Origin of the sequence: Corynebacterium jeikeium (genome assembly GCA_003955985.1) — a bacterium.
Lineage (GTDB): Bacteria > Actinomycetota > Actinomycetes > Mycobacteriales > Mycobacteriaceae > Corynebacterium > Corynebacterium jeikeium_D.
In genome coordinates this window covers 1,242,904-1,265,048 of record CP033784.1, presented here as the reverse complement: position 1 = coordinate 1,265,048, position 22,145 = coordinate 1,242,904, and the positions used below count along the sequence as shown (strand labels likewise).

The window sequence follows — 22,145 nt, the reverse complement described above, 5'->3', positions numbered from 1 at the left end:
AAATAAAGTGGTAGGCGACTTTCTTATATTCGCAGTTATTATCGTATTTGTATCCCTTTTAGTATTTTTTGTTGAATTCCGCGGATCCGATAAACCTGTGGAGTGGCCACAGGCGAATATTGGTGTTGGACAGATCGAATCCTTCAGCGTCACCGGCAAGCCCGATAAGAAGGGTTACTACACGGTCATCATGCAGATGGCAGTCGAGGCACAAGATGGGAGCCACTTTAAGTCGGTTTTGACCCGTCAACTACCGGAACATAAGCACTCCCTCCTGCAGCAAGGCATACTCGTCCCTGTGATGTACCGCCCAGACCGACCGGAGAAGGTCAAGATTGCCCGCGGCAGGCATGAGAAACGGGCTCAAGATTTCCTGAACCAAGTCAAGATTCGCGATGGAATTCTTGATCGCGAAATGTTAGAGGCTGATCTACGAGGACGTCCGACTTACTCACAGGTGAAATACATCAAAGACACCGGACGAAAAGTTCGTGGCCTCAATGAATATGAACTTGGACTGTCTGTCTTCCCGGCGCATGGTGAGCCCTACTCTGTCACTAAGACAATGGTGTTAATGAATTACGAGGCGGCAGCGATAACCCCGGGGACCATCCTGCCGACACGATACCTTCCAAATCAACCAAACGCACTGGTAGTTAGCCTGCGTCCTAAGAATGAAAAGGCCGATGCAAAATGACGAACTATGAGTCGTGGGAAAACGAAGAACTAAATGAGCTGGAAAAATATCGGCGAACTGCAGATGTTGGCGGCCATAACCGTACCGGTACAGGTGCGAGCACCGGTGGCGACGGCAGCATTCCGGACTATTTCGACCAGTCGGACTTTGACTGTCCATTCTCTGAAACAGGAAGTTTTACCAACGGTTGGTGCGACGCTCTAAATTTCGGTGACGGCAGCGACAGCGGAGACGGCGGGGACTCGAACAACAACAATAACAATAACAATAACAACAACAATAATAATGGCTAAGACAATACTTCCGTTACCGACGATTCCTACCGTCGGCGTGCCAGCACTTGATGAGACCGCTGCTGCGGACAACGCCACTTTTCAAGCAGCTGTAACCACTAAAGCTGGATTCAGACTTCACCACAAAGCAATTAAGCTGGCCTTTGTTCCTAACCAGTATTGCAATCTTGGGTGCAGTTACTGCTACCTGGGCGATCTCACCGAGAACAAAGACAATCCTTCGGATGTAGTGTCACAATTCAATCGCATTGCGAACCATCTGGATCACCAGGGAATCCTCATCAGCTCGTTACTTTTGCACGGTGCGGAAATTTCGACTTTGCCAGCATCTGTATTGCGCGACCTGTTCAACGCATATACGGAGTATCGCTCTAAGTATCGCTTGCAGCTCAAAGCTTTAGGCAGCAACGGCGCAGCGATCCACATTAAAACCAATCTGTACAACTTCGATAAATTAAGGCCCCTCTACGAGGAGTTCGAAGTTTCCATTTCAGGCAGCTTTGATTTGCCATTTAGCCTGCATGAGAAACTGCGTACAACCAAGGCGGGGAAATCGACCCTCAAGCGAACAATTAACAATGTTTTGCTCCTTGGTGAATATCCATTCCGCAAGCAGATAAGCTGCGTAGTTGGGAAAGAACACCTCGAACGCATCGACGAGTTTATTCATGATATTGAATGGCTCGATGAACATGGTTTTGACATGGTTACCGACTTCTACATCATGTTTGCCTACGATAGCGTGAAGTCGGACTACACTTCCCAGCTCAACCAGCAGGAAATGGTTGAATTCTTCGAAGCTTTGCGGCTCCATTTCGAAGGCACAAAGTTCGAACAAGCCATTTATTATGAGTGGTTCAAGGAATTTACCCACGGTTACTGCACTAATCAGATCAATTGCGGCACCAATAACTTTCTAGTGCAGAAGGACGGGGACGTTTACCCGTGCCACAGAGGTCAGGCAGAACCTGACTTGAAGTTTGGCAATATTCTCCAACTGGGAATGCCTGAGTTGATTACGCGCGGCGGCGATGCCATTCGCGCTTATGAGCGGGCCAATCCTGCTCTATCCAGTGACTGCATTAGCTGTGAGTATTTCTATCTCTGCCATGCCGGGTGTCCAATTCAACGCAACAACACCCAGCAGGACAAGGCCTATACCTGCGGTATCCAGAAGGCGCTTTATCGCGCCCAACCACATCGCTTTCCGCCCAAGCCGGAAGTTTCGCGCCGCCTTGTTGACTCATTCATTCGACAAAACCAGCCGCGTATTTACGATGACCTGTCAGTTCCTCGAGTAATTGAGTTTAATCCCGAGCTCTTCGAAGAGAAGAACTCGATTACATCGATTATCAACCGCGATTCTAATTTGGCAACGTTGTTCCGAAAAGGTGCGATACGTCTCCATGTCAACGAGGCGTCCTGTGACTTGTTCTCCAGCCGACTCTATGGTCGCATCACCCAGGCCAATATTTCGCCTAGCGATAGCATCAAGGTGTTTGTCGCAGACGACCTTTGGGCACTGAATGCAGGCGACGGCGCAATTAACGCGGTCCGGGTACAACTCTTGCGTGACAATCTCGTTGTCTATGGAGACGAGGCCCGAACAAAGATGGAGCACGTCGCCACGACCGATTTTTATGCCGCAGAACTGACTCGCGCGGAAGGTGGTTGGATTTTGGATTTAACCGGGTTTTTCAAGCAGTACGCACACACGTTCCTTCCCGATTATGGCAATCTCTTATCGATCACAACGATCAAAGCTCGTGAATACCACTACGCAAAGCACGCCAAAAACGCGTTCTACCACCTGGAAACGGTGAATCTTCCCTTCCACGAATTTCGGTTTGATTGGAAGCCAGATCCGTCAATTGATATTCAGGCTACATAGAAACGACCGCCCCAGGAACTTCCCTGGAGCGGTCTTCTCTTTTCGAACTCACAAATCGAGTTTGACGTTAAGCTGCGTCGCGAGCGCCAAGCTCCCGGTCGATACGCAGCAGGCCAGCACCGTTGTCGCCAACAATCTCCAGGCGACCGATGATGCCACGCACGGTGTCCTCTTCCTCAATCTGCTCAACCACGAAGCTGTCCAGCAGCGGGCGGGAGTCGAGATCACCCTCGCTATCAGCAAGCTTGCGGAGGTTACGGATAGATGCCGAAACCTTCTCTTCATGCTCGAGAGCAATGCGGAATGCATCGATTGCGGAAGTGACCTTCACCTCCGGTGCGTCGACAGCACCAATCTGCGGGTGGTTGTCGCGAGCATCGAGGTGTGCGATGAACTGGTTCGCGTGATCAACTTCCTCATCCGCCTGTGCACGCATCCACTCTGCCATGCCGGAGAAATCCAGCAGGTCCAGTTCGATTGCCAGCTGGCGGTAGACGTGGGAAGCGGTGAGCTCCATAGTGATCTGGTCGTTGAATGCCTTCTCAAGAGTATCTGTTAGTCGCATGCCCCTACTATAAGTCCAATCCTTATAAATGACAACGATTATAATACTTCCCTTATAAGCCAGGCCTTGCCTATTCTGCAATCGTCGGCTTAACCTCGGCGGTATGGCTACACTCACCTCCGTAAGCCCATCGACCGACGAAATTCTGCAGTTTCTTTCTCGACCTGCGCAAACGACACATGATACAGCGGCGGTGTCTCACAACACCTCCACCGTCACGGCCATCGCCGTCACCAGCTTGGACGGACGCGGCGCCGTCGAAGGCACCTCTGGCCAGCTTGGCAACGACACCGATGCCACGGTTTTCAACACGCTTCGCGCGCTTGCCGACGTCGTTTTCGTTGGTACAGGCACCATCGTGGCTGAGGGTTACGGGCCAGTTGAGATACCGGAGTACCTAGAGACCGTTCGACAGAAGCTAGGTCGCTCCAAGCACGTGACGATGTCCACACTCTCGCGCTCGTTGGATTTAGATATAAAATCCGACTTTTTCGCGAATGCAGAAGTCAATCCTCCGATAATCTTCACCCAGACTGAAGATGCTTTTAATGATGAAGAGGCAAAGACCGCTCACAAGGACAAAGCTAGAAAGATGGAATCGGCCGGGGCTCGCGTCGTTAAGCTCCCTGATCCCTCGGTGAAAGCGGCGTTTGCGTGGCTGGCTGAACATGGGTATCGAGACATTGTCGTAGAGGGTGGGCCGACGATATTTCGAGAAGCATTCAAAAACGGGTGCGTCGACGAACTGTTCCTGACGTTGTCGCCGATGTGGGTGGGTAACGGTCCCCTGACTTTCGGAGAGAACGACCCTGATGAGGACTCGAACTCGACGAACCCGCAGGCTTTTGAAGTGCGGGATATCCTGCATTCCGACTCACACATCTTCCTACGCTATTCCCGCAGCTTCACCCAGTAGGGTGGAGTATTGTGAGTAAACCAAAAATCGACGTGAGCGCAAGCGCAACGGCATTAACGCAAACGTCCAAGGACACGCCAGAGACAAATTCGGTGGCAACACGCCCTCTGTCTCGGCACGTGTCGCGAGGACTCAGCGCTTTCTTGTGGCCTATCGCAGCTGTGGTGGTTTTTCACCGCACCTGGGTTTTGCCGAAAGACGTTTCTGGCACAGATGACTTTACGACGGTCTGGTCGGCAATTAATCGATTCGTATCGCAGGTACCCGTTTATTCGGAAGACTACGTAACAGCCGATCCGCACTATCTGTATTCCCCAGGCGCTACCCTACTTTTAGCCCCGATTGATTTGTTCGGCTCGCTTGAATCGGGCCGAATCTGGTTTGCGGTATTTCAGTCAGCTGCAATCATTGCGGCAATTGTGTTGTTACTCAGGTGGCTTGGTATTGCGCGCTCTGGCCCCATCATTCCAGCGTCGATAGCACTGCTCTACCTCACGGAACCCGTTACCAACACCCTTGATTTTACGAACGTCAACGGTTCACTGTTCCTTGCATTAGTGCTGTTTTTTATTGCACTGACCGAGCGACGCAATATCCTAGCCGGCCTGATTATCGGTATCGCAATCACCATTAAGCCCGTATTCTTGCCAATGCTGTTCCTACCGTTTATGCGCAGGCAGTTCTCTACGGTACTGACCAGTATCGGGGTGGTAATTGCAGCCAATGTCATTGCGTGGCCGCTCATGGTCCAACCACGTGACTACCTAGATATCACTATCCCCTACCTGGGAGTTGTCCGTGACTTTGCAAATGCTTCACTGACTGGACAGCTTGTTTGGCTGGGCGCCCACCCGACACTGATTTTGCTGTGGCAAATCTTTTTCGGCATTTTCGTCTTGGTATCTGTCGTGCTCCTTCTTCGCTGGCTCGAAAGGGATGAGATATTCTGGATTGCTACGACTTCCGGAGTTCTCTTCACCGGCGCGTTCTTCCTTTCCAGCCTGGGACAGCAGTACTACTCGATGACGCTCTTGCCAATGGTTCTCACCGTGCTTCGCCCATTGGTTTTGGCTCGCGACAATGAAGGAAATATTGGTTCGACTGTCATGTTGAATTGGGGCGCAGGACTTGGAGTCGTACTCTGTTTCTTCTACGCCAATTGGTGGATTGATGAAGATGACCTCTTTTTCCCGTGGTTCACGGTTGCAATCGGCGGTATTGGATGGGCCGTTCTTATACTCTCCATCACGGCAGCACTCATTCGAATGACGATTGTGGATGCCGTCAATGGGCGTAGCTTTGCATCCGGCTTCAGCTGGCTGAGCGGCTGGAAGATAGCAGGCAGGAAGCCTAATCACGAATCTGATCTCAAGTCTGAGGAGGCTATTCAGAATGGTTGATTCGCATAGCGAAGACTGGAATCTGAGCGAAGAAGAATGGCGCGAACGCCTCAGTGCCGCGGAGTACCAGGTTTTGCGTCAGGCAGGTACTGAACGCGCCTTCACCGGTGAGTACACCGATACCAAGACTCAAGGTGTCTACCGCTGCCGGGCCTGTGGTTACGAGCTGTTTCGGTCGAACGAGAAGTTCGACTCTCACTGCGGTTGGCCATCCTTCTTCTCTCCACTAGCAGGAGACCGCATTATTGAGCGCCGAGACACGAGTCTCGGCATGGTCCGTACCGAAGTGCTGTGCAGTCGTTGCAAGTCTCACCTCGGCCACGTCTTTGAGGGTGAGGGATACAATACTCCGACCGACCTGCGTTATTGCATCAATTCAATTTCACTCACGCTGGAACCGGACAAGACGGCTGAATAACTAGATAGAGAAGCAGCGCCGCTGGTCAAAATCCCGTCAGTTAACGGGGCTTGACCAGCGGCGCTGCTGATTCTCTCGTTGATTGCGTGAGCTACGGCAGAACGTTGATGATCTCTGCGATGTCATCGACGCGACGTCCCGTGTGGAACGGAATCTCTTCGCGGACGTGCAGACGAGCCTCGGTGTAACGCATCTTCCACATCAAGTCCACAATGCGGTCGAGCTCCGGCCCCTCGAATGCAAGGATCCACTCGTAGTCACCGAGTGCGAACGCCGGGACAGTATTGGCGCGCACATCCGGGTAGTCACGACCGGCCATACCGTGTTCAGCAAGGATGCGGCGTCGCTCGGTCGGCTCCAGCAGGTACCAGTCGTAGGAACGAACGAAGGGGTAAACCGCAATCCATCGTCCCGGCTCTTCACCCATGATGAACGACGGCAGGTGCGACTTGTTGAACTCAGCTGGACGGTGCAGCGCAGCGTTCGACCAGTGCGGAGTGGATGCCTTGCCCAGCGGAGTCTCGCGCAGGAAGGCGTTGTAGAACGCCTGCAGGTCTTCCAGATTCTCTGCGTGGATCCAGAACATGAAGTCGGCTTCAGCACGCATGGCCGAAACATCGTAGAAACCACGGATGATCAGATCAGTGTCTTCGTAACGAGCCAGGAATTCCTTGGTCTTAGCCACTGCCTCTTCGCGGTTATCACCGAGTGCACCTGGGGTCACCTTGAAGGCAGACCACATGGTGTAGCGGATGGTGTCGTTGAGCTTCTTGAAATCGAGCTTGGTCATTAGTTGTCTCCTAGTTCGGTTGAAAGGTTTGTTTAAAAACGATGGGTCAGCGCCAGTTTCGTACTCAGCACCAATCTCGCAGCTTTATGCCAGCTCCGCAGCAATCTTGCTGGCCGCAGCCTTGGCGTTGGAGATACATTCCGGAATGCCCGGGCCACTGAGCCACGCCCCTGTTGCTGCAAGCTTAGGCACCTCGGCCAAATCCTGGCGAGCAAAATCCATCAGGCCTCCATGCCCCATATCGAAGCGTGGAATCCCCGCCCACCAACGCTGGACGAAAACCGCTGTCGGTTCGGCATCAAAGCCAGTCGCCTTAGCCAAATCTGCTTTTGCCCTGGCGATGAGGTCCTCGTCGCTACGATGCACGTGCGAGTCATCATCAAAACGGCCGAAGCTTGCCCTCACAACGGCACCGTAGCGCTCACCAATATGTGGCCACTTCCGGGACGACACTGTAAAAGCTTTCGCGGACAGGTCAGCACCAATCTCGCACAACACGCCGTTGATCTCCGGCAGTCCTTCCGACGAGTCGAAACACATACCGACCACCGCCGAGTTCGACGTGTCTACCCCACCAATGAGCTCGGCCGCCTCTGGCGCAAGATTGCTCAACAGCTCCGATGTGGTTGCAGAAGGTGCCGCCACGACAACACCGTCGACGTCGATAGTGCTAATGCTCGTGCCGCTTTCCGACGGCAGTTCCACTGTCACCTCAAAGCCGTTGTCATGCTGCCGCAGACCAGTAGCCTTCGTCGACAAGAGGAGTTCGGCTGCCGATTCGTCGACAAGCGTGTTGTAGAGAACCTCGAAGCCATCGCGGAACGTTTGGAAGACCACCGGCCGCTTCGTCTTCGTCGAGTCTGTCGCAGCCTCACTGCTCAGACGCGCCTGCTGCGCCTGCTTACGTGCTTCCAGAACGCGCTGGACAGCGCCGGTGAGGCTGACATGATCACCGGCACTGGCCATTTCATCAAGCGCTGCCGCCAGCTGTGGGATGGTCGCACGCAGGCCCAGGTCGTATGCGGTGGTTGAGTAGACGCCTCCGAGCAGCGGGGAGACGATGCGGTCAACGACTTCCTCACCGAGCCGCGCCGCGACCAGCTGGCCGACATTCATGTCGTCTCCCAGTACCCAGTGCAAGGCTGGAGTGAGCTCGGGGTTCGACTCGGCATCAATCTTGGCGAGGCTGGCCTCGCTGAGGAGGTAGCCCAACCCTTCTGAGCTTCCTGGAATACCGGTGACCGTGTTACGCGGAAGGTCCTTGAGTTCACCGCCAATGTAGAGCTTGGAAGGCAGCCCCGAAGGGGCGACTAGCTGATCTGCCAAACCGAGTTCCTTGAAAAACTCGGTGGCATCGTGACGGAACGCAAGGTACGCCTCAGCGCCCGCTTCAAGAGGGCCGTTAGCTCCTGGTCGAGTCTTCAGCTTGCCGCCAACCTGTGAACTGGACTCGATGACAATTATTCTTGCGGCGGGTCCGAGCTCTTTACGCAACTCATACGCTGCGGTCAGGCCGGAGATACCGCCACCTATGACGGCAATGGTAGAAGGTTGTGCAACCACGGTATTTCGTACGCTTTCTCTATGCCCGCGCCTCGAGCGGGCACGGTCGATAAGACTTGTAGGAAATTAGCTAGTGCGTGTTTTACACGCCTGTTGCGTCGGCTTTTACGTTGCGTGAATGATCTCAACGGCGCGCGTAATCGCGTCGGCATCGGTATTCGGTAGCACCCCGTGACCCAAGTTGAAGATATGTCCACGGGCGTCACCACGCTTAATTGCACGGTCCGCCTCAGAGCAGATGCGCTGAATCTCTTGGGTCATTGCATCTTCACCGGCAAAGAGAATCGCCGGGTCAAGGTTGCCCTGCAATGCAAGGCTGTTTTCCGCCGGGTCTGCGCCTCGGTGAACGTCGGAAAGCGTGGCACGAATGCGGTTGGCAGCAACGTCCAGTGGCACGCGCCAGTCGACGCCCATGACTTCTGGGCCGGCTTCAGCCATCGCACCGAGAAGCTCGCCGGTGCCCACACCGAAGTGGATGCGCGGAATGCCGGCGTCGGCGACAGCCTGGAAGATTTCCTTCGAGTACGGCAACACAAAGCGGCGGTAATCACGCTCGGTGAGATAGCCAGCCCAGGAGTCGAAGAGCTGAATAGCGTCCACACCAGCGCCAATCTGCGCGCGCAGGAAAGCAATCACCATCGGAGTGATTTTCTGCATCAGGTGATCCCACAATTCAGGGTCCGAGTGCATCAGCGCCTTAGTGCGCTCGTGATTGCGGGATGGACCGCCTTCAATCAGGTACGACGCCAAGGTGAACGGTGCACCGGCGAAACCAATGAGTGCCTGGGTATCAGTCAGCTCTAGCAGAATGAGGCCGATACCCTCGGCCACCGGAGCGAGTTGCTCTTCCGTGACTTCCGGTAGAGCCTTGATGTCTGCTTCCGAGCGCACCGGAGTATCCATTACTGGACCGCGGCCAGGAACAATATCCAGGTTGACACCCGCAGCCTTCAGCGGCACGACGATATCGGAAAAAAGAATCGCAGCATCAACGTCGTGCCTACGTACCGGCTGCATAGTAATCTCAGCGAGCAGTTCCGGACGGAAACAGGAGTCCAACATACCGATGTCCTTGCGCACCTCACGGTATTCGGGCAGTGAACGACCGGCTTGCCGCATAAACCACACCGGGCGGCGCGAAGGAGTTCGACCGTAAGCTGCATCAAGAATCGGGGCATCAGTCAAAGTGCGACGATTGTTCATACTGACAATCATGCCCCACTTACCTTAAAAATTGATGTGTGGGGTACTAAGAGCAGGGAAATCACTCGCCCTGCTGTGCGTTTTCAACAAACCGCTTGGTCGCTTTCCGCTCTTTTCGGCGCGCCTCCCACTAACGCATGCGTCATATGGCTAAGTTCAGGCGCGTGAATGGAACCGATTCAACGCCACAGAACTTCCGCGCCGCGGTCGAGTCAATGCACTCTGCTGAACTGCGACCTGAGATTGCTCTGGGCACCGTTCGGCCACCGCAGAAGCTGGCACCGTTTAGCCACGCTGTCTCGCTTGAGGTCACGCAGCCCGAAGCTGATATTGTCCCTGAGTCCTCGGACGACGATGCCTTTGGTCGTTTAATTTTGCTCCATGACCCCCGCAGTGAGGAAACCTGGGACGGTGACATGCGCTTGGTTGCATACATCCAGGCGGATATGGACGCCTCCCTCGCGGAAGATCCGCTGCTTCCCCAGGTTGCCTGGCAATGGCTCACCGAGGCTCTGGCTGAGAACAACGCCGAACTGTCGAACTTGGGTGGCACGGTGACTACTACGAACTCTGTCCGCTATGGCGAGATCGGCGGCAAGCCACAGGCCTTTCAATTAGAAATGCGCGCATCGTGGACTGCTCGTGGCACCGACCTGCGCACTCACGTTGAATCCTTCGCTCAGGTACTAGCGAACGTCGCTGGTCTGCCACCCGTCGGCGTTTCTCTGCTGGGCTGATACCGGCGACTGCTGATACCGACGACCGAAGAGGCGTGCGATGAGCTCCGACGTGGAAACTAGTCCCGACGTAGAAGTAAGACTTGCCCCAGCCGAGGGAACTCCACGCGTGCTTTCTGCCATCGACGACATTATTGACGCCGGTGAGCAGCTGGCCAAAGGACACGGTTGGCTCGCAGTCGATACTGAACGAGCCTCAGCATATCGCTACGACGACCGCGCCTTCCTGCTTCAATTTCGCCGCCGTGGAGCGGGCACCTTTCTCATCGATCCCGAAGATGGTCGCAAGGCGATGGCCGTTTTCGGTTCCTCAGTCAACGACCTGACCTGGATTATTCACGCCGCTCATTCTGACCTTCCCTGCCTCGCAGCTCTGGGTCTCTACCCCACCAAAGTCATTGACACTGAGCTGGCCGGCCGCCTTCTCGGCCTGGAGCGAGTCAACTTAGCAGCTCTGACAGAGCGACTCCTCGGAGTTGGACTTGCCAAGGGGCACGGTCGAGAGGATTGGTCTACTCGTCCACTGCCAGCAGATTGGCTGGACTACGCAGCCTTGGATGTCGAGCTGCTCATCGAACTCGCCGAGGTTCTTTGTCAGGCGCTGACTGAGCTCGACCGTTTGGAATGGCTGGAACAGGAATGCGAACGCGAACTCGCTCTAAACCGTAAATACCTCGATGGTCTGCACGTCGGACACTCGTGGCAGGGGCTCAAAGGGATTGGGAAGCTGCGCACTCCCGAACAACTTCACGTCGCCCGTGCACTGTGGACTGAGCGTGACGAAATCGCGCAGCGCCGTGATGTCTCCCCAACACACGTCATGGGGCACAGCGTTCTACGTACAATCGCAGAACAACTCCCCGGTACGCAGCGTGAACTGACTGCAATCCGTGGATTTCCACGTCGCCGTCGCGGTGCTGCGGACGCTTGGTTGAAGGTCGTTAATGAAGCCCGTCAGGAACCTAGGTCGTCATGGCCGAAGCCCCAGAAGCAGGCTCCCAACCAGATGCCCCACTTTCGGCGTTGGGCTGAACATGCCCCACAAGCCGCCGAGATTTTCGAAACCACGCGAGACTGCATCGACAACGTCTGTGCCCAAATACATCTGCGCAAAGACACACTCATCACTTCCGCGCAGACACGTGAACTGGTGTGGTGGATTCACAGCCGCGCAGTCGACTCATTCGTTTTCCGCCACCACGACAACTACGCTGGCGGCCTGCCAGCCGTTACCGAAATCTCCGCTCACCTCAGCGAACAGGGTTTCCGCCCATGGCAGGCACATTTGCTTGCCGACGTGATCGGCGCCAACGTTCTTGCGCCCATGCGGCAGCCACTCTAGCTACAGCTGCTCCAGCACTGCGATGGTTTCAAAGTGATGCGTTAGACCAAATGCGTCCACGACCTCGAGGTGTTTGAACGCGTAGCCGTAGTCAGCCCAGTACCGGGCATCGCGGGCAAAAGTCGCCGGATCGCAACCGAAATGTACAACCACGCGTGGCTTTGCCTCAGCAATAGCGGCAATGGCATCCTTACCAGCACCGGAGCGCGGAGGGTCGAGAACAACGATATCCGGGTTTGGAGTTTCCTCATTAGCAACTTCGCGACGCACTACTTCGGCGACATCCCCAGTAACGAACCGGACTGGTGCCGCAGGCGACGTATTCGCACTGTGGTCAGCTGCAGTGAAGGCCTTGCGCCCCGCCGTCGCTGCCGCTGCAAAACCCTCGACAGAGAGAATTGAGCCCTCTGCGTCAACAAGCTTGCGAAGTGCCGCCGACAGAACGCCTGCGCCACCGTAAAGATCCCAACCACAGGAGAAAGACTGACCAGCCAACAGGTCAATGATGCGCGATCCATAGAACTCAGGGGCATGGCAATGGGCTTGCCAAAAACCGGTAGTCGGCACATCGAAAGTAATTCCGTGAACAGTGTGCTGTGTGGTTGGCTCGCCTTCAATCACCGTTTGCTTGCGGTTCCTGCCGCTGCCGGAAACATACACAGCACTTCGGTTACCCTCCGTGTCCATGGCCACATGGAGTTCTCCTGGCTTCGGCTTCTTGCTCCCTCGACCGCGAGCAGGCTTAGCGGCGGGGATGGTTCCGGCCGTCGAAAAGCCAGCGATGAGATTGGGAACTGTTTGGACGCACTCGGAGCCGATGACGAGCTCGTGGGAACGGGAACGACGTAATCCCGCTCGTCCCTGGGAATCCACACCCAGCCGCACGCGCGTGCGCCAACGGGAGGTCGGAGCCAGTGGAAGAACATCGATAGCTGGCAGCTCGTCGGCGGTGAAACGTCCAAGACGGCGCAGGCAATCGGTCAAGACATCAGCCTTGAGACGCGCCGCGTGCTCAGGATCAATAAAACCCCAGTCGCAACAGCCCGCGCCCTGCTGAGCTGCTTCGCAACGCTGCGAAATTCGATGCTCTGAGGCATCCAAAACCTCAACGACATTGCCGCGCCACAGCTTGGCATCAGGTTTGGCAATTTCGACAACAACGCGTTCGCCGGGGATACCGCCGGTGACGAAACCGATTCGTCCGTCGTAGCTGGCAATGAATTCTCCGCCGGCAGCGGGACGGTCAATAGTCACTTCGATGTTCACGCAGTGTGATACTACCCGCTGACAAGAGAAAAGCCGCCGTCGGGTGACGGCGGCGGGCAGTGCACAGTGGCGCCTGCAGATCCTTTTCTAACTGGTCAAGTAGCTAGCTTCTCTCTGCTGGCGGGTTGACCAAACTAATTGGTGGAGCCATCCGGGTTGATACCAGTAGCGCCTGGCACCTGCCCGGGTTCACCTTCAGCTTGGGCAGCCTGGGTCTGCTGCTGGTATGCCTGACGAATCTGCTCGGCCATCTGGGACGGCAGCGTAACCGGAAGCGGCTGACCTGCTGGCATCGGGTTTTCACCGCGAGAGACGAAGCTACGGGCAAGGAGACCGCGGGCGAGATCTGCGAGTTCCTCCGCCCGATCAGCCGGACCGGAAGCCGTCATGCGAAGCATCCAACGCGGGCCGTCGGCGCCGATGATTCGCATTTCCATATCGGAGGTGCGACCTACGACCTCAGAACCCCACGGCCCCTGCTCGACGTGGACATCGAGGCCATCGGACTCAAGACCGTCCTTGATTTCCTGAGCGGACTCCTCCCAGAGGCCGCCCGACGTCGGAGCAGCGAATGCTACAGGAGTTACGCGGCCATGCTCAGTGGCGACGTGCAGCATGGTTGGACCTGTCGGCCCCATCTCCACCTGAATATCACCAACGTGAGGAATAGGCAGCAGCATCGAACCGAGGTTCAGGCTGGCCTTCGCGAAGTCCGAAAAATCAAACTGCGTCGGGCTAGCGCTGTTGATGTCGAAGGGGCCGTTTGCTGGTGCGTTCTCCGCGGCGGTTTCCGACGCGTCGTCATGCACGGTTGCGGTAGCCTCCTCAGAAGCTGGCGCCGCAGAGTCGGTGGTAACGGCCTCTGCCTCAGCAGCTGGTTCTTCTGGCTGGTTCTTCTTTCCAAATGGCCACATGGTGGTTTATTGACACCTCGCTAAAAAGAAATCTTTGTATACGCTTTTGTAAACGCTTTATTGAGCTCTTCACGCATTGAACCACACTTGGTAGGGTCCCCGCGCTGTCAGAGGCGTTTTAAAGCGTCGTGGACACTCCGGTTGACCCGTGACCGCCCGCGCCGCGTTCAGTTTCATCGAGCTCATCGACTTCCACCAGCGGGCTGAGCTCGACCTTCTGCACAACCAATTGGGCAATTCGATCGCCCTTGGCGATCTCCACCGCGTTGGTGGGGTCCAAGTTGATCAGGCAGACTTTAAGCTCACCACGGTAACCGGCATCAATCGTGCCGGGAGCGTTGACGATGGACAGCCCCTTTTTGAAAGCCAATCCGGAGCGAGGATGAACCAATCCCACTGTGCCCGCCGGCAAAGCAATGGCAATACCGGTTCCCACGAGCGCCCGCTGCCCTGGTGCTAGGATGACATCCTCCACTGAGCTCAAATCCACACCGGCATCATCGGCATGCGCACGCTGGGGAATCACAGCGTCTTTAGCGAGCTTTTTCACTTGCACCGGGGCATAAGTCATCTCTTTGTATATCCTTCGCTGTCGCGTCTTTTAAGAACCGCACTTCGGCCTTGTCAGTACCGAGCATAGCCGTGCCCTAGAATGGATAACCGTGAGTGGAAAAGATAACCTGCAGCCTCGTCGCGACGACAGCTCAGCATCCGTCTCTGAAGGTGCGGCAATAGCAATGAGCTCGAGCGGAGATTCATCGATTGTCTATTCCGAAAAGCTCTGGGTTCCCTGGTGGTTCTGGGTACTCGGCGCTGCTGCCGTTTTTGTATGCACGGCCCAGATTGGCTTTAACCGTTCACCGATTTGGCTTGTCATCGGCGGCATTATTTGTCTGGCCGTGGGCGTGTGGGTGCTGTTGACTATGTCGAAGACCACGGTGTCCGTGGAAGTGGACAGCACTGGTGAACGCTGGCTTCACGCTGGCACGGCAGTTTTGCCAGCATCGGTTGTTGCCAAATCCCTGGTGGTCCCGAAGTCCGCGCAGCGCAATGCGTTGGGCCGTCAGCTCGATCCAGCAGCGTTCCTGGTTACACACACGTGGATTCCCACGATGGTGCTGCTAGTCCTCGACGATCCGGACGACCCCACCCCCTATTGGCTGGTCTCCACCCGCCACCCCGAGGCACTGCTTGACAGTCTCTTCGACCGCTAGGTCAAATCTCTCACCGCCGCTACACGCTTGCCGACGGCCCCAGCGCCGCCAGAACCGTGGTAGTGGCGGTTTTCCTTTTTCCTAGGAAGCTATCCCGGCTGTGCGGGGATTAGGCACAGTCCTGACAGATGGGGAATCCATCGCCGTTATCGATTGCGATCATTGAGCGGTGCATCACCATGAAGCAGGAGCCACAGGTGAATTCATCCTCCCCCTTCGGGGCAACATCCATATCGAATTCTTCACCCGCGATGTCGGCAACCGGCAACTCGAACGGCTCAACAATTTCGCCGTCGTCAGTGTCGTCGATTTCCTTCTCAGCAGATGCAGCCTGAAGGCCCTCGAGGGAATCGGTCTCCAGCTCTTCGGTTTCACGAGTACGCGGGGCATCGTAGTTTACAGCCATGTCCCAAACCTTCTTTCTGGACCTTTGCTAGACATTGTGAACTGACTTTTTCTCGGAGAATACAACGCGTTGAGACGATTGACACCCTGTACTCTCCAGTGCCTTTCTCAGCGGATATTAAGGCAATTCACGCAATCTGTCATCTCTGCAGGTCAGAATAGGTTTCTATGCCTATTAGACGAGGAGACGATAACATGATGGCTATGAGTTCAGGCCCCGCGAGCATTACGAGCGCATCACATCGACGAAAAATTGTTCCCTACGTGGCGGTTTCCGTCGTTGCTGTAGTTATTGCCGCTACGTTGTGGGTGTTGGCATTCCGCAGCCAACCGGCAAGTTATCCGGTGTCCTGTTCCCTCCCCGCGGCTGGGACCCCTGTTTCCTCCACCACGCTAATCGGAGAGCACGTCGTTCCACCGTCGGATGTTCATGTGCGCGTTTATAATGCCAACGGCAAAGTCGGCCAGGCTACAACCGTCGCCGAGCAATTGCGGCAGCTCGATTTTGTCCTCGATGAGCAGGTTCCCTACGGCAACGACCCTATTGTGGAAAACCAAGACCTCGGTTGCTTCGGCCAGCTGCGTTATGGCGAGGACTTCAATGGCCACGCCGCGGCGCTTCACGCTCTTTTCCCCTGCTTTGAGCTCATCCACGATGGTCGGCCGGATGCAACCGTCGATGTGTCGTTGGGTAAGGGGTTTAAGGATCTCGAAGTAGCCAGCCAGGTTGAGGAAACGATGTCCGCATTGAACCGTGGCGAACAAGCCGACCTAGAGGGTTTGAGCTCGTTAGGCTCGAGCACCTGCTCCTAGACCGACGCACTAATTCCTAGCCTTCGCGATAGCACCATCCAATGCCTCGAAGAACGCATCGGCAACTTCAGAGTTCGCCGCACCGACACCAAAGTCGAGCGGGTCTCCCTCCGGCCGGCCAGTAACGTTGGCACACTGAGTGAATTCCGGGACCCTAATCCTTGCGCCTGCTTCAGCCGCAATCAGAGCACCAGCTGCATAATCCCAAACCTTGATGTCGTGTTCGTAATACGCATCAACACGGCCGTGCGCCACCATGCACAAATCCAGCGCCGCCGATCCCATGCGCCGAATATCTCGACACTCCCCCAGCAACTGCGACGCTATCCGGCCCTGCACCTGCCGGAGACTAGCGGAATAGCTGAATCCCGTTGCCACAAGTGTCTTTTCCAGCTCGGCCGTTGGGGAACAACTAAGCGTCTGCACAGTGCCGTCCCGTCGAGAAACCTGAGCGCCCTCTCCCTTAGCTGCACTGTAAATCTCTCCCGAGGACGCATTTGCCACTGCACCCGCCACTACCTCATCGCCTACGGCGCAAGCGATACTCACGGCACAATTGGGCAGGCCGTAAAGGAAATTCACCGTGCCATCAATGGGGTCTACAATCCAGGTCACCGCTTCGCCCTCGTTGGCAGCCTGCGCTGGGGAACTCGCGCCGTCGTCAAGCCCGCCTTCTTCGCCCAAAATGCGGTCAGAGCTGCTAAACGTCTTGATAAGCGAACGAATGAGCTCCTCAGATTCACGGTCGACGACGGTGACGGGGTCAACAGCTGAGGACTTCGTTTCGGAACTTGCTAAAACGCCATCGGAGCCGAGTTCGACCCGACGACTGGCGATGTGCGCCGCGGCTGCGCGGGCGATAAGTACCGCGCGGTCACGCAATTCCCCGACGCTGGGCCGCACGGACCCGGGGCTATTCGGTGCAGCAGACCCCCTATTATCCGCGCTGTTAGCGAGTTGTTCGGTGCCATGCGAGTTATTGCTCATGCCCCCATTGTGTCTGTTTCGTACAATTTGAGCTATGGGACAACGAATTGGATTTGGCATCGACGTGGGAGGCTCTGGAATCAAGGGTGGCCGCGTAGACCTTGAAACTGGGCAGCTTATTGGCGACCGCATTAAAATTTTCACGCCACAGCCGGCAACTCCGGAAGCGGTTGCGGAGACCATTGCAGAAATTGTGGACATTGCGAAGTGGGATTCCGATGTCGGCATCACGATTCCGTCCGTCGTACAGAATCAGATTGCCTTGCTGGCCGCCAATATTGACGGTTCTTGGGTTAATACGAACTGCCAAGAGCTCTTCGCTAAATACCTGCCCAACAACAAGGCGCACGTGCTTAACGACGCTGACGCTGCCGGCCTCGCTGAAGTCCAGTTTGGCGATCCGGGCAATAAGACAGGCGCCGTGTTGTTGCTAACTTTTGGTACAGGCATCGGCTCCGCGCTTATTCATGACGGACTGCTCTACCCCAATTCGGAGTTAGGCCACCTCATCATTGATGGCATGGAGGCCGAACACTTTGCATCCGCGAGAGTTAAGGATGTGGAGGGGCTCGGCTTCGAAGAGTGGGCTGAGCGCGTGAGCAAGGTGCTTAAGACCTACGAGGCGCTGTTTTGGCCGTCACGGATCATCGTCGGCGGCGGAATCAGTCGCGAACACGAAAAGTGGATTCCGCTGTTGACATGTAAGACTCCAGTTGTCCCCGCAAGTTTGGATAATAATGCGGGTATTGCTGGCGCCGCCTTTGCAGCTGACCAGGGGCTTTACCCTTAACCACTTTCATTTCTTATATGGGGATTGGTAGCTACGTGTCGGGCGTGACACGTGCTTGAAGCCATGCCCCGTGGCGGCGATTTTAAGAATTGGTTTACAATAAGAAGTTGACTCACGGCAAGGTTGAATAATCAACAGGCTCGAGGAGGATTGGGAAAATCGAATTCCAGCGCACTGCTTCGATGAGGATTTTCACCGATTACTTCTTCGCTAGGAGCCAGAAAGCAACACTGATGACCGTGGCACGAAAAGGTCAGCTCTGAATGTTTTCCATTCGGCTAGTTGGCTATAGACGAAGTAAAGGCGCACCACTGGCGCGTTGAGCTTCTCTTCGACCGAGAGAAGCTGGCGGCGGCTTTGGCGGCGCACACAACGTACATCGTGAAAGGGCGTTCGTGGCAGGCAACGAACTGGGGCAAGCTCAGGACCAATCCACCGGGAGTGGCACCGGTTCAGCTACTCCTGCAAAGAAGGCTGTAAAGAAGGCCATCAAGAAGGCAGTGAAGAAGACTGCCGCGAAGAAGACTGCTGCCAAAAAGACGGCTGCTACCAAAACTGCGGCGAAGAAGACGACCGCTAAGAAGGCAGCGGCCAAGAAGACCGTGAAGAAGGCGGCCAAGAAGTCCGTCGCTAAGAAGACCACGCGTAAGGCCGCCGCCAAGAAGGCAACTAAGCGGACAACGGCTGCGAAGGCCACCGCGGCCAAGGCTGCTGCAGCGAAGGCGAAGGACGCGCAGGCTCTCGACGCAACTGAGAACGAAGAGCTCGAGGACGAGGAACTCGACCACGACTTGGAGCAGGAGCAGGACTACGACCCGGATCTGGATGATGATCTCGAAGACGATGATCTTCACGACGATCTGGATGATGACGACCTCGAAGACGACGACCTCGACGATGATGAAGAAGAGGACGACGAGGACGAAGACGAAGACGAGGATGAAGAGGACGAGGGCGACGAGGTCTGGAACGAGGACGAGTCCGCTCGTCTGCGTCAGGCCCGCAAAGATGCTGCCCTCACCGCCTCCGCCGACTCTGTCCGCGCCTACCTCAAGCAGATTGGTAAGGTCGCGCTGCTGACTGCCGAGGAAGAAGTCAGTCTGGCAAAGCGCATCGAGGCCGGTCTGTATGCGCAGTACAAGATTGACGAGGCCAAGGAAGCCGGCGAGCGCATCGCTTACGCCCAAAAGCGCGACTTGCGCGAGATTTCTCGCGACGGTCAGCGCGCCAAGAATCACCTGCTCGAGGCCAACCTCCGTCTTGTGGTGTCCCTGGCAAAGCGCTACACCGGCCGTGGCATGGCTTTCCTCGACTTGATTCAGGAAGGCAACCTCGGCCTGATTCGTGCGGTCGAGAAGTTCGACTACACCAAGGGCTACAAGTTCTCCACCTACGCAACGTGGTGGATTCGCCAGGCCATTACTCGTGCAATGGCCGACCAGGCTCGAACCATTCGTATTCCGGTTCACATGGTCGAGGTCATTAATAAGCTCGGTCGTATCCAGCGCGAGTTGCTCCAGGATTTGGGCCGCGAGCCCACTCCGGAAGAGCTCGCTAAGGAGATGGACATCACCGAGGAAAAGGTTCTCGAGATTCAGCAGTACGCTCGTGAACCCATTTCGCTGGACCAGACCATCGGTGACGAGGGCGACTCCCAGCTCGGTGACTTCATTGAGGACTCAGAGGCAGTCATCGCTGTGGACGCCGTCAGCTTCACGCTCCTCCAGGACCAGCTTGGCGACGTTCTGGAGACTCTCTCCGAACGTGAAGCCGGTGTCGTCCGCCTGCGCTTCGGCCTTACCGACGGCATGCCGCGTACGCTTGACGAGATTGGCCAGGTCTACGGTGTGACACGCGAGCGCATCCGTCAGATTGAGTCCAAGACGATGTCCAAGCTGCGTCACCCATCGCGTTCGCAGGTTCTGCGCGACTACTTGGAGTAAAGCTTTAACCTGAAGTTGTTCAGGGGCTAACAGCTAGCCCCAGAGAATCGGGCTTGAATGAGGTTTCACACCTTATTCGGGCCCGGTTTTTCTTTTGGTGTCAGCGCTAGTGAGTTACTGACTGCGTTTATGTCAAAAATGACCTGAAAAATGGCCTGAAAGTGTCATAAACTCACGCAGTTTCACATTTGCAGCCAAAAGCCCCGAACCACCAAAGTGGAACGGGGCGAACGGGCATCTAAGCAACGCTAGGCGGAGAAGCCCGGTGGCGGTTCAGCGCACTGCCCCACCATCCACTACGGGCTACTACCTACCCAGCTAGTACACGACGCCGAATACCCACTGCAGGAGCGTCAGCGATGCCACAGAAATCACGATCAGTGCGACGACGTTCAGCCAGACACCGGCCTTGACCATGTTGTCCATGCTGACGTAGCCGGAGCCGTAGGCGATGGCGTTCGGCGGTGTTGCAACCGGCATCATGAATGCCGAAGTAGCTGCCAGTGCAACTGGAACTGCGAAGATCATCTGGTCGTGGCCCAGACCGATTGCCATCGCACCAACCAGCGGCAGGAAGGTCGCGGCCGTCGCGGTGTTAGAGGTGAACTCGGTCAGGAACAGCACAACGGCGCCGACGACAACCACGAGTGCAGCCACTGGCATCCAGCCGAGAGTAGACAGCTGCTCGCCAATCCAGTCCGACAGCCCAGAGGCACCGAACTGTGAGGACAGCGCCAGGCCACCACCGAACAGCAGCAGCACACCCCACGGCAGCTCCAACGCATTTTCCCAGCGCATGAGCTTCACGCCATTAGGGCCACCCGGAATAAGGAACAACGCAATACCCACGGTCATTGCGATAACCGCATCGGCAATCTTGGTGTCGGGCAGCAGCACCGGAACAAAGACCCACGCCAGTGCCGCCGCGATAAACACCAGGAGCACTCGGCGCTCTCCAGTCGACATACGGCCAAGGCGCTTCAACTCGTCACGCATGAGTTCGCGCCCACCTGGAATATGCGTAATCTCCGGCTTAAACAGAACATTTGTCAGCAAAAACCATGCACAGAGCATGAGCACAACCGCCACCGGGACACCCAGCAGCATCCACTGGCCGAACCCAATGTTGACACCCTGCTCCGCCATGTAGGCCGCCAGCATCGCGTTCGGCGGAGTACCAATAATCGTGCCCAGCGAGCCAATCGATGCCGCGTAAGCGATACCCAGCATCAGCGCGATACCGAAGTTTGACTTTGGCATCGGGTCATAGCTTGACGACGACTCCTCGGCCTCCTCCAGCGCATCCCCACCGGGGGTTTCAGCGACGGATTCACTCGCAGAGCCCGTATCCTCTGCAGGAACCTTTTCATCGTGCAGCATTCGGACAATGAGGCTCAGGACGGACACACCGATTGGCAGCATCATCACGGCCGTGGCCGTGTTGGAGACCCACATCGACAGGAAGCCAGTAGCCACCATGAAGCCGAGAATCAGCATCTTTGGTGACGACCCCATGAGCACCAGAACCCACAATGCGACGCGCTTGTGGAGGTTCCAACGCTGCATCGCCAGCGCCAACAGGAAGCCGCCCATAAAGAGGAAGATGGTCGGGTCTGTGTACTTGCCCGAGAAATCCTTAATCTCCGCGAGGTTGAGAATCGGGAATAGAGCCAGCGGCAGCAGAGCCGTAACGGCAATCGGAATAGCCTCGGACATCCACCACACGGCCATAAGCACTGCTACACCTGCGGTTGCACGCAGGTTGTGATCGAGCTCAGCCGGCATAAAGAAGTACACGAGCAGGGCCAAGATGATACCGAGTCCTAGACCGGTGCGCTTACGGAAAAGCTCCCGGCTCAGGTATCCACGGTCTTGTTGGCCAGGTGACAGTTCCGGGGAGTTGTCGCGCGTAGATGTCGCTGCCACGATTCACGCTCCTATTTAATAATCAGCAGACATCCTGTATTGCACGCATGTTCAAACGTTTACCGCATGTAG

22 protein-coding genes are annotated in these 22,145 nt (G+C 56.0%); 12 read left to right on the top strand and 10 right to left on the bottom strand.

The genetic code is table 11. The features are described 5' to 3' along the window. The first annotated feature begins 7 nt into the window (after window positions 1-7). Genes EGX79_05580 through EGX79_05570 form a run of 3 tightly spaced genes read left to right on the top strand, consistent with a single transcriptional unit; the run spans window position 8 to window position 2,881 of the window. Complete coding sequence (locus EGX79_05580; GenBank protein AYX81696.1) at window positions 8-697, top strand: hypothetical protein; 690 nt, start codon at window positions 8-10, stop codon at window positions 695-697. Then, complete coding sequence (locus EGX79_05575) at window positions 694-990, top strand: hypothetical protein (GenBank protein ID AYX81695.1); 297 nt, start codon at window positions 694-696, stop codon at window positions 988-990. Before EGX79_05580 ends, EGX79_05575 begins: the two co-directional genes overlap by 4 nt. Then, on the top strand, window positions 983-2,881 hold the full coding sequence (locus tag EGX79_05570; GenBank protein ID AYX81694.1) for a radical SAM protein: 1,899 nt from the start codon (window positions 983-985) through the stop codon (window positions 2,879-2,881). The genes EGX79_05575 and EGX79_05570 overlap by 8 nt, the downstream gene beginning before the upstream one ends. A gap of 67 nt (window positions 2,882-2,948) precedes the next feature. Here the strand turns inward: EGX79_05570 and EGX79_05565 are convergent, their stop codons facing one another. Continuing rightward, a complete protein-coding gene (locus EGX79_05565) occupies window positions 2,949-3,446 on the bottom strand; it encodes a ferritin (GenBank protein AYX81693.1) in 498 nt (165 codons plus the stop codon). A 145-nt stretch (window positions 3,447-3,591) separates the two neighbouring features. Between EGX79_05565 and EGX79_05560 the strand changes: the two genes are divergently transcribed. From EGX79_05560 to msrB, 3 genes are all read left to right on the top strand, one after another. Then, window positions 3,592-4,362 carry a riboflavin biosynthesis protein RibD gene (locus EGX79_05560; protein ID AYX82743.1) on the top strand — a complete coding sequence of 257 codons (771 nt, stop codon included), beginning with the start codon at window positions 3,592-3,594 and terminating at the stop codon, window positions 4,360-4,362. 92 nt (window positions 4,363-4,454) lie between these two features. Next, on the top strand, window positions 4,455-5,762 hold the full coding sequence (locus EGX79_05555) for a DUF2029 domain-containing protein (GenBank protein AYX81692.1): 1,308 nt from the start codon (window positions 4,455-4,457) through the stop codon (window positions 5,760-5,762). Next, a complete protein-coding gene (msrB, locus tag EGX79_05550) occupies window positions 5,755-6,180 on the top strand; it encodes a peptide-methionine (R)-S-oxide reductase (GenBank protein ID AYX81691.1) in 426 nt (141 codons plus the stop codon). Before EGX79_05555 ends, msrB begins: the two co-directional genes overlap by 8 nt. Before the next feature lie 91 nt (window positions 6,181-6,271). Here msrB and EGX79_05545 read toward each other — a convergent pair whose 3' ends face one another. The 3 genes from EGX79_05545 to hemE form a co-directional block, all read right to left on the bottom strand. Next, window positions 6,272-6,970 carry a hypothetical protein gene (locus tag EGX79_05545; protein AYX81690.1) on the bottom strand — a complete coding sequence of 233 codons (699 nt, stop codon included), beginning with the start codon at window positions 6,968-6,970 and terminating at the stop codon, window positions 6,272-6,274. 84 nt (window positions 6,971-7,054) lie between these two features. Next, the gene (gene hemG / locus EGX79_05540; GenBank protein ID AYX81689.1) at window positions 7,055-8,533 is read right to left on the bottom strand and encodes a protoporphyrinogen oxidase; all 1,479 of its coding nucleotides are present in this window, start codon (window positions 8,531-8,533) and stop codon (window positions 7,055-7,057) included. 105 nt (window positions 8,534-8,638) lie between these two features. Then, on the bottom strand, window positions 8,639-9,748 hold the full coding sequence (gene hemE / locus EGX79_05535; GenBank protein AYX81688.1) for a uroporphyrinogen decarboxylase: 1,110 nt from the start codon (window positions 9,746-9,748) through the stop codon (window positions 8,639-8,641). A 134-nt stretch (window positions 9,749-9,882) separates the two neighbouring features. On the opposite strand from hemE, the gene EGX79_05530 reads away from it, so the two are divergent. Together EGX79_05530 and EGX79_05525 are read left to right on the top strand one after the other, a co-directional pair. Continuing rightward, complete coding sequence (locus EGX79_05530) at window positions 9,883-10,473, top strand: DUF3000 domain-containing protein (GenBank protein AYX81687.1); 591 nt, start codon at window positions 9,883-9,885, stop codon at window positions 10,471-10,473. Between the two features lie 40 nt (window positions 10,474-10,513). Continuing rightward, the gene (locus EGX79_05525) at window positions 10,514-11,815 is read left to right on the top strand and encodes a ribonuclease D (protein AYX81686.1); all 1,302 of its coding nucleotides are present in this window, start codon (window positions 10,514-10,516) and stop codon (window positions 11,813-11,815) included. On the opposite strand, the gene EGX79_05520 is transcribed toward EGX79_05525, so the two are convergent. The 3 genes from EGX79_05520 to EGX79_05510 all read right to left on the bottom strand — a co-directional run bounded on the left by EGX79_05520 (window position 11,816) and on the right by EGX79_05510 (window position 14,566). After that, window positions 11,816-13,081: a class I SAM-dependent RNA methyltransferase gene (locus EGX79_05520; protein AYX81685.1), complete on the bottom strand. Its 1,266-nt coding sequence runs from the start codon at window positions 13,079-13,081 to the stop codon at window positions 11,816-11,818. 134 nt (window positions 13,082-13,215) lie between these two features. Beyond that, window positions 13,216-13,995, bottom strand: a complete 780-nt coding sequence (locus EGX79_05515; GenBank protein AYX81684.1) for a DUF3710 domain-containing protein — start codon at window positions 13,993-13,995, stop codon at window positions 13,216-13,218. Between the two features lie 118 nt (window positions 13,996-14,113). Then, entirely contained in the window at window positions 14,114-14,566 is a 453-nt protein-coding gene (locus EGX79_05510) for a dUTP diphosphatase (GenBank protein AYX81683.1), read from the bottom strand. 166 nt (window positions 14,567-14,732) lie between these two features. Here EGX79_05510 and EGX79_05505 point away from each other — a divergent pair, with 166 nt between their 5' ends. Next, entirely contained in the window at window positions 14,733-15,209 is a 477-nt protein-coding gene (locus EGX79_05505) for a DUF3093 domain-containing protein (GenBank protein ID AYX81682.1), read from the top strand. Window positions 15,210-15,318: 109 nt separating this feature from the next. Here the strand turns inward: EGX79_05505 and EGX79_05500 are convergent, their stop codons facing one another. Next, window positions 15,319-15,615 (bottom strand): DUF4193 domain-containing protein, encoded by a 297-nt coding sequence (locus tag EGX79_05500; protein ID AYX81681.1) that lies wholly within the window; start codon window positions 15,613-15,615, stop codon window positions 15,319-15,321. A 167-nt stretch (window positions 15,616-15,782) separates the two neighbouring features. On the opposite strand from EGX79_05500, the gene EGX79_05495 reads away from it, so the two are divergent. Next, on the top strand, window positions 15,783-16,427 hold the full coding sequence (locus tag EGX79_05495; GenBank protein AYX81680.1) for a LytR family transcriptional regulator: 645 nt from the start codon (window positions 15,783-15,785) through the stop codon (window positions 16,425-16,427). Between the two features lie 9 nt (window positions 16,428-16,436). Here the strand turns inward: EGX79_05495 and EGX79_05490 are convergent, their stop codons facing one another. Continuing rightward, window positions 16,437-17,498, bottom strand: a complete 1,062-nt coding sequence (locus tag EGX79_05490) for an inositol monophosphatase (GenBank protein AYX82742.1) — start codon at window positions 17,496-17,498, stop codon at window positions 16,437-16,439. Here EGX79_05490 and EGX79_05485 point away from each other — a divergent pair. Together EGX79_05485 and EGX79_05480 are read left to right on the top strand one after the other, a co-directional pair. Beyond that, entirely contained in the window at window positions 17,449-18,204 is a 756-nt protein-coding gene (locus EGX79_05485) for an ROK family protein (protein AYX81679.1), read from the top strand. The genes EGX79_05490 and EGX79_05485 overlap by 50 nt on opposite strands. 395 nt (window positions 18,205-18,599) lie before the next feature. Continuing rightward, window positions 18,600-20,147, top strand: a complete 1,548-nt coding sequence (locus EGX79_05480; GenBank protein AYX81678.1) for an RNA polymerase sigma factor — start codon at window positions 18,600-18,602, stop codon at window positions 20,145-20,147. A gap of 318 nt (window positions 20,148-20,465) precedes the next feature. Here the strand turns inward: EGX79_05480 and EGX79_05475 are convergent, their stop codons facing one another. Then, complete coding sequence (locus tag EGX79_05475) at window positions 20,466-22,073, bottom strand: SLC13 family permease (GenBank protein AYX81677.1); 1,608 nt, start codon at window positions 22,071-22,073, stop codon at window positions 20,466-20,468. Between the last annotated feature and the right edge of the window lie 72 nt (window positions 22,074-22,145).

Coding starts and splice junctions, on each gene's coding strand:
- EGX79_05575 (AYX81695.1), top strand. CDS start 694: ATGACGAACTATGAGTCGTGGGAAAACGAAGAACTAAATGAGCTGGAA.
- EGX79_05570 (AYX81694.1), top strand. CDS start 983: ATGGCTAAGACAATACTTCCGTTACCGACGATTCCTACCGTCGGCGTG.
- EGX79_05565 (AYX81693.1), bottom strand. CDS start 3,446: ATGCGACTAACAGATACTCTTGAGAAGGCATTCAACGACCAGATCACT.
- msrB (AYX81691.1), top strand. CDS start 5,755: ATGGTTGATTCGCATAGCGAAGACTGGAATCTGAGCGAAGAAGAATGG.
- EGX79_05545 (AYX81690.1), bottom strand. CDS start 6,970: ATGACCAAGCTCGATTTCAAGAAGCTCAACGACACCATCCGCTACACC.
- hemE (AYX81688.1), bottom strand. CDS start 9,748: ATGATTGTCAGTATGAACAATCGTCGCACTTTGACTGATGCCCCGATT.
- EGX79_05530 (AYX81687.1), top strand. CDS start 9,883: ATGGCTAAGTTCAGGCGCGTGAATGGAACCGATTCAACGCCACAGAAC.
- EGX79_05525 (AYX81686.1), top strand. CDS start 10,514: ATGAGCTCCGACGTGGAAACTAGTCCCGACGTAGAAGTAAGACTTGCC.
- EGX79_05515 (AYX81684.1), bottom strand. CDS start 13,995: ATGTGGCCATTTGGAAAGAAGAACCAGCCAGAAGAACCAGCTGCTGAG.
- EGX79_05510 (AYX81683.1), bottom strand. CDS start 14,566: ATGACTTATGCCCCGGTGCAAGTGAAAAAGCTCGCTAAAGACGCTGTG.
- EGX79_05505 (AYX81682.1), top strand. CDS start 14,733: ATGAGCTCGAGCGGAGATTCATCGATTGTCTATTCCGAAAAGCTCTGG.
- EGX79_05500 (AYX81681.1), bottom strand. CDS start 15,615: ATGGCTGTAAACTACGATGCCCCGCGTACTCGTGAAACCGAAGAGCTG.
- EGX79_05495 (AYX81680.1), top strand. CDS start 15,783: ATGCCTATTAGACGAGGAGACGATAACATGATGGCTATGAGTTCAGGC.
- EGX79_05485 (AYX81679.1), top strand. CDS start 17,449: ATGGGACAACGAATTGGATTTGGCATCGACGTGGGAGGCTCTGGAATC.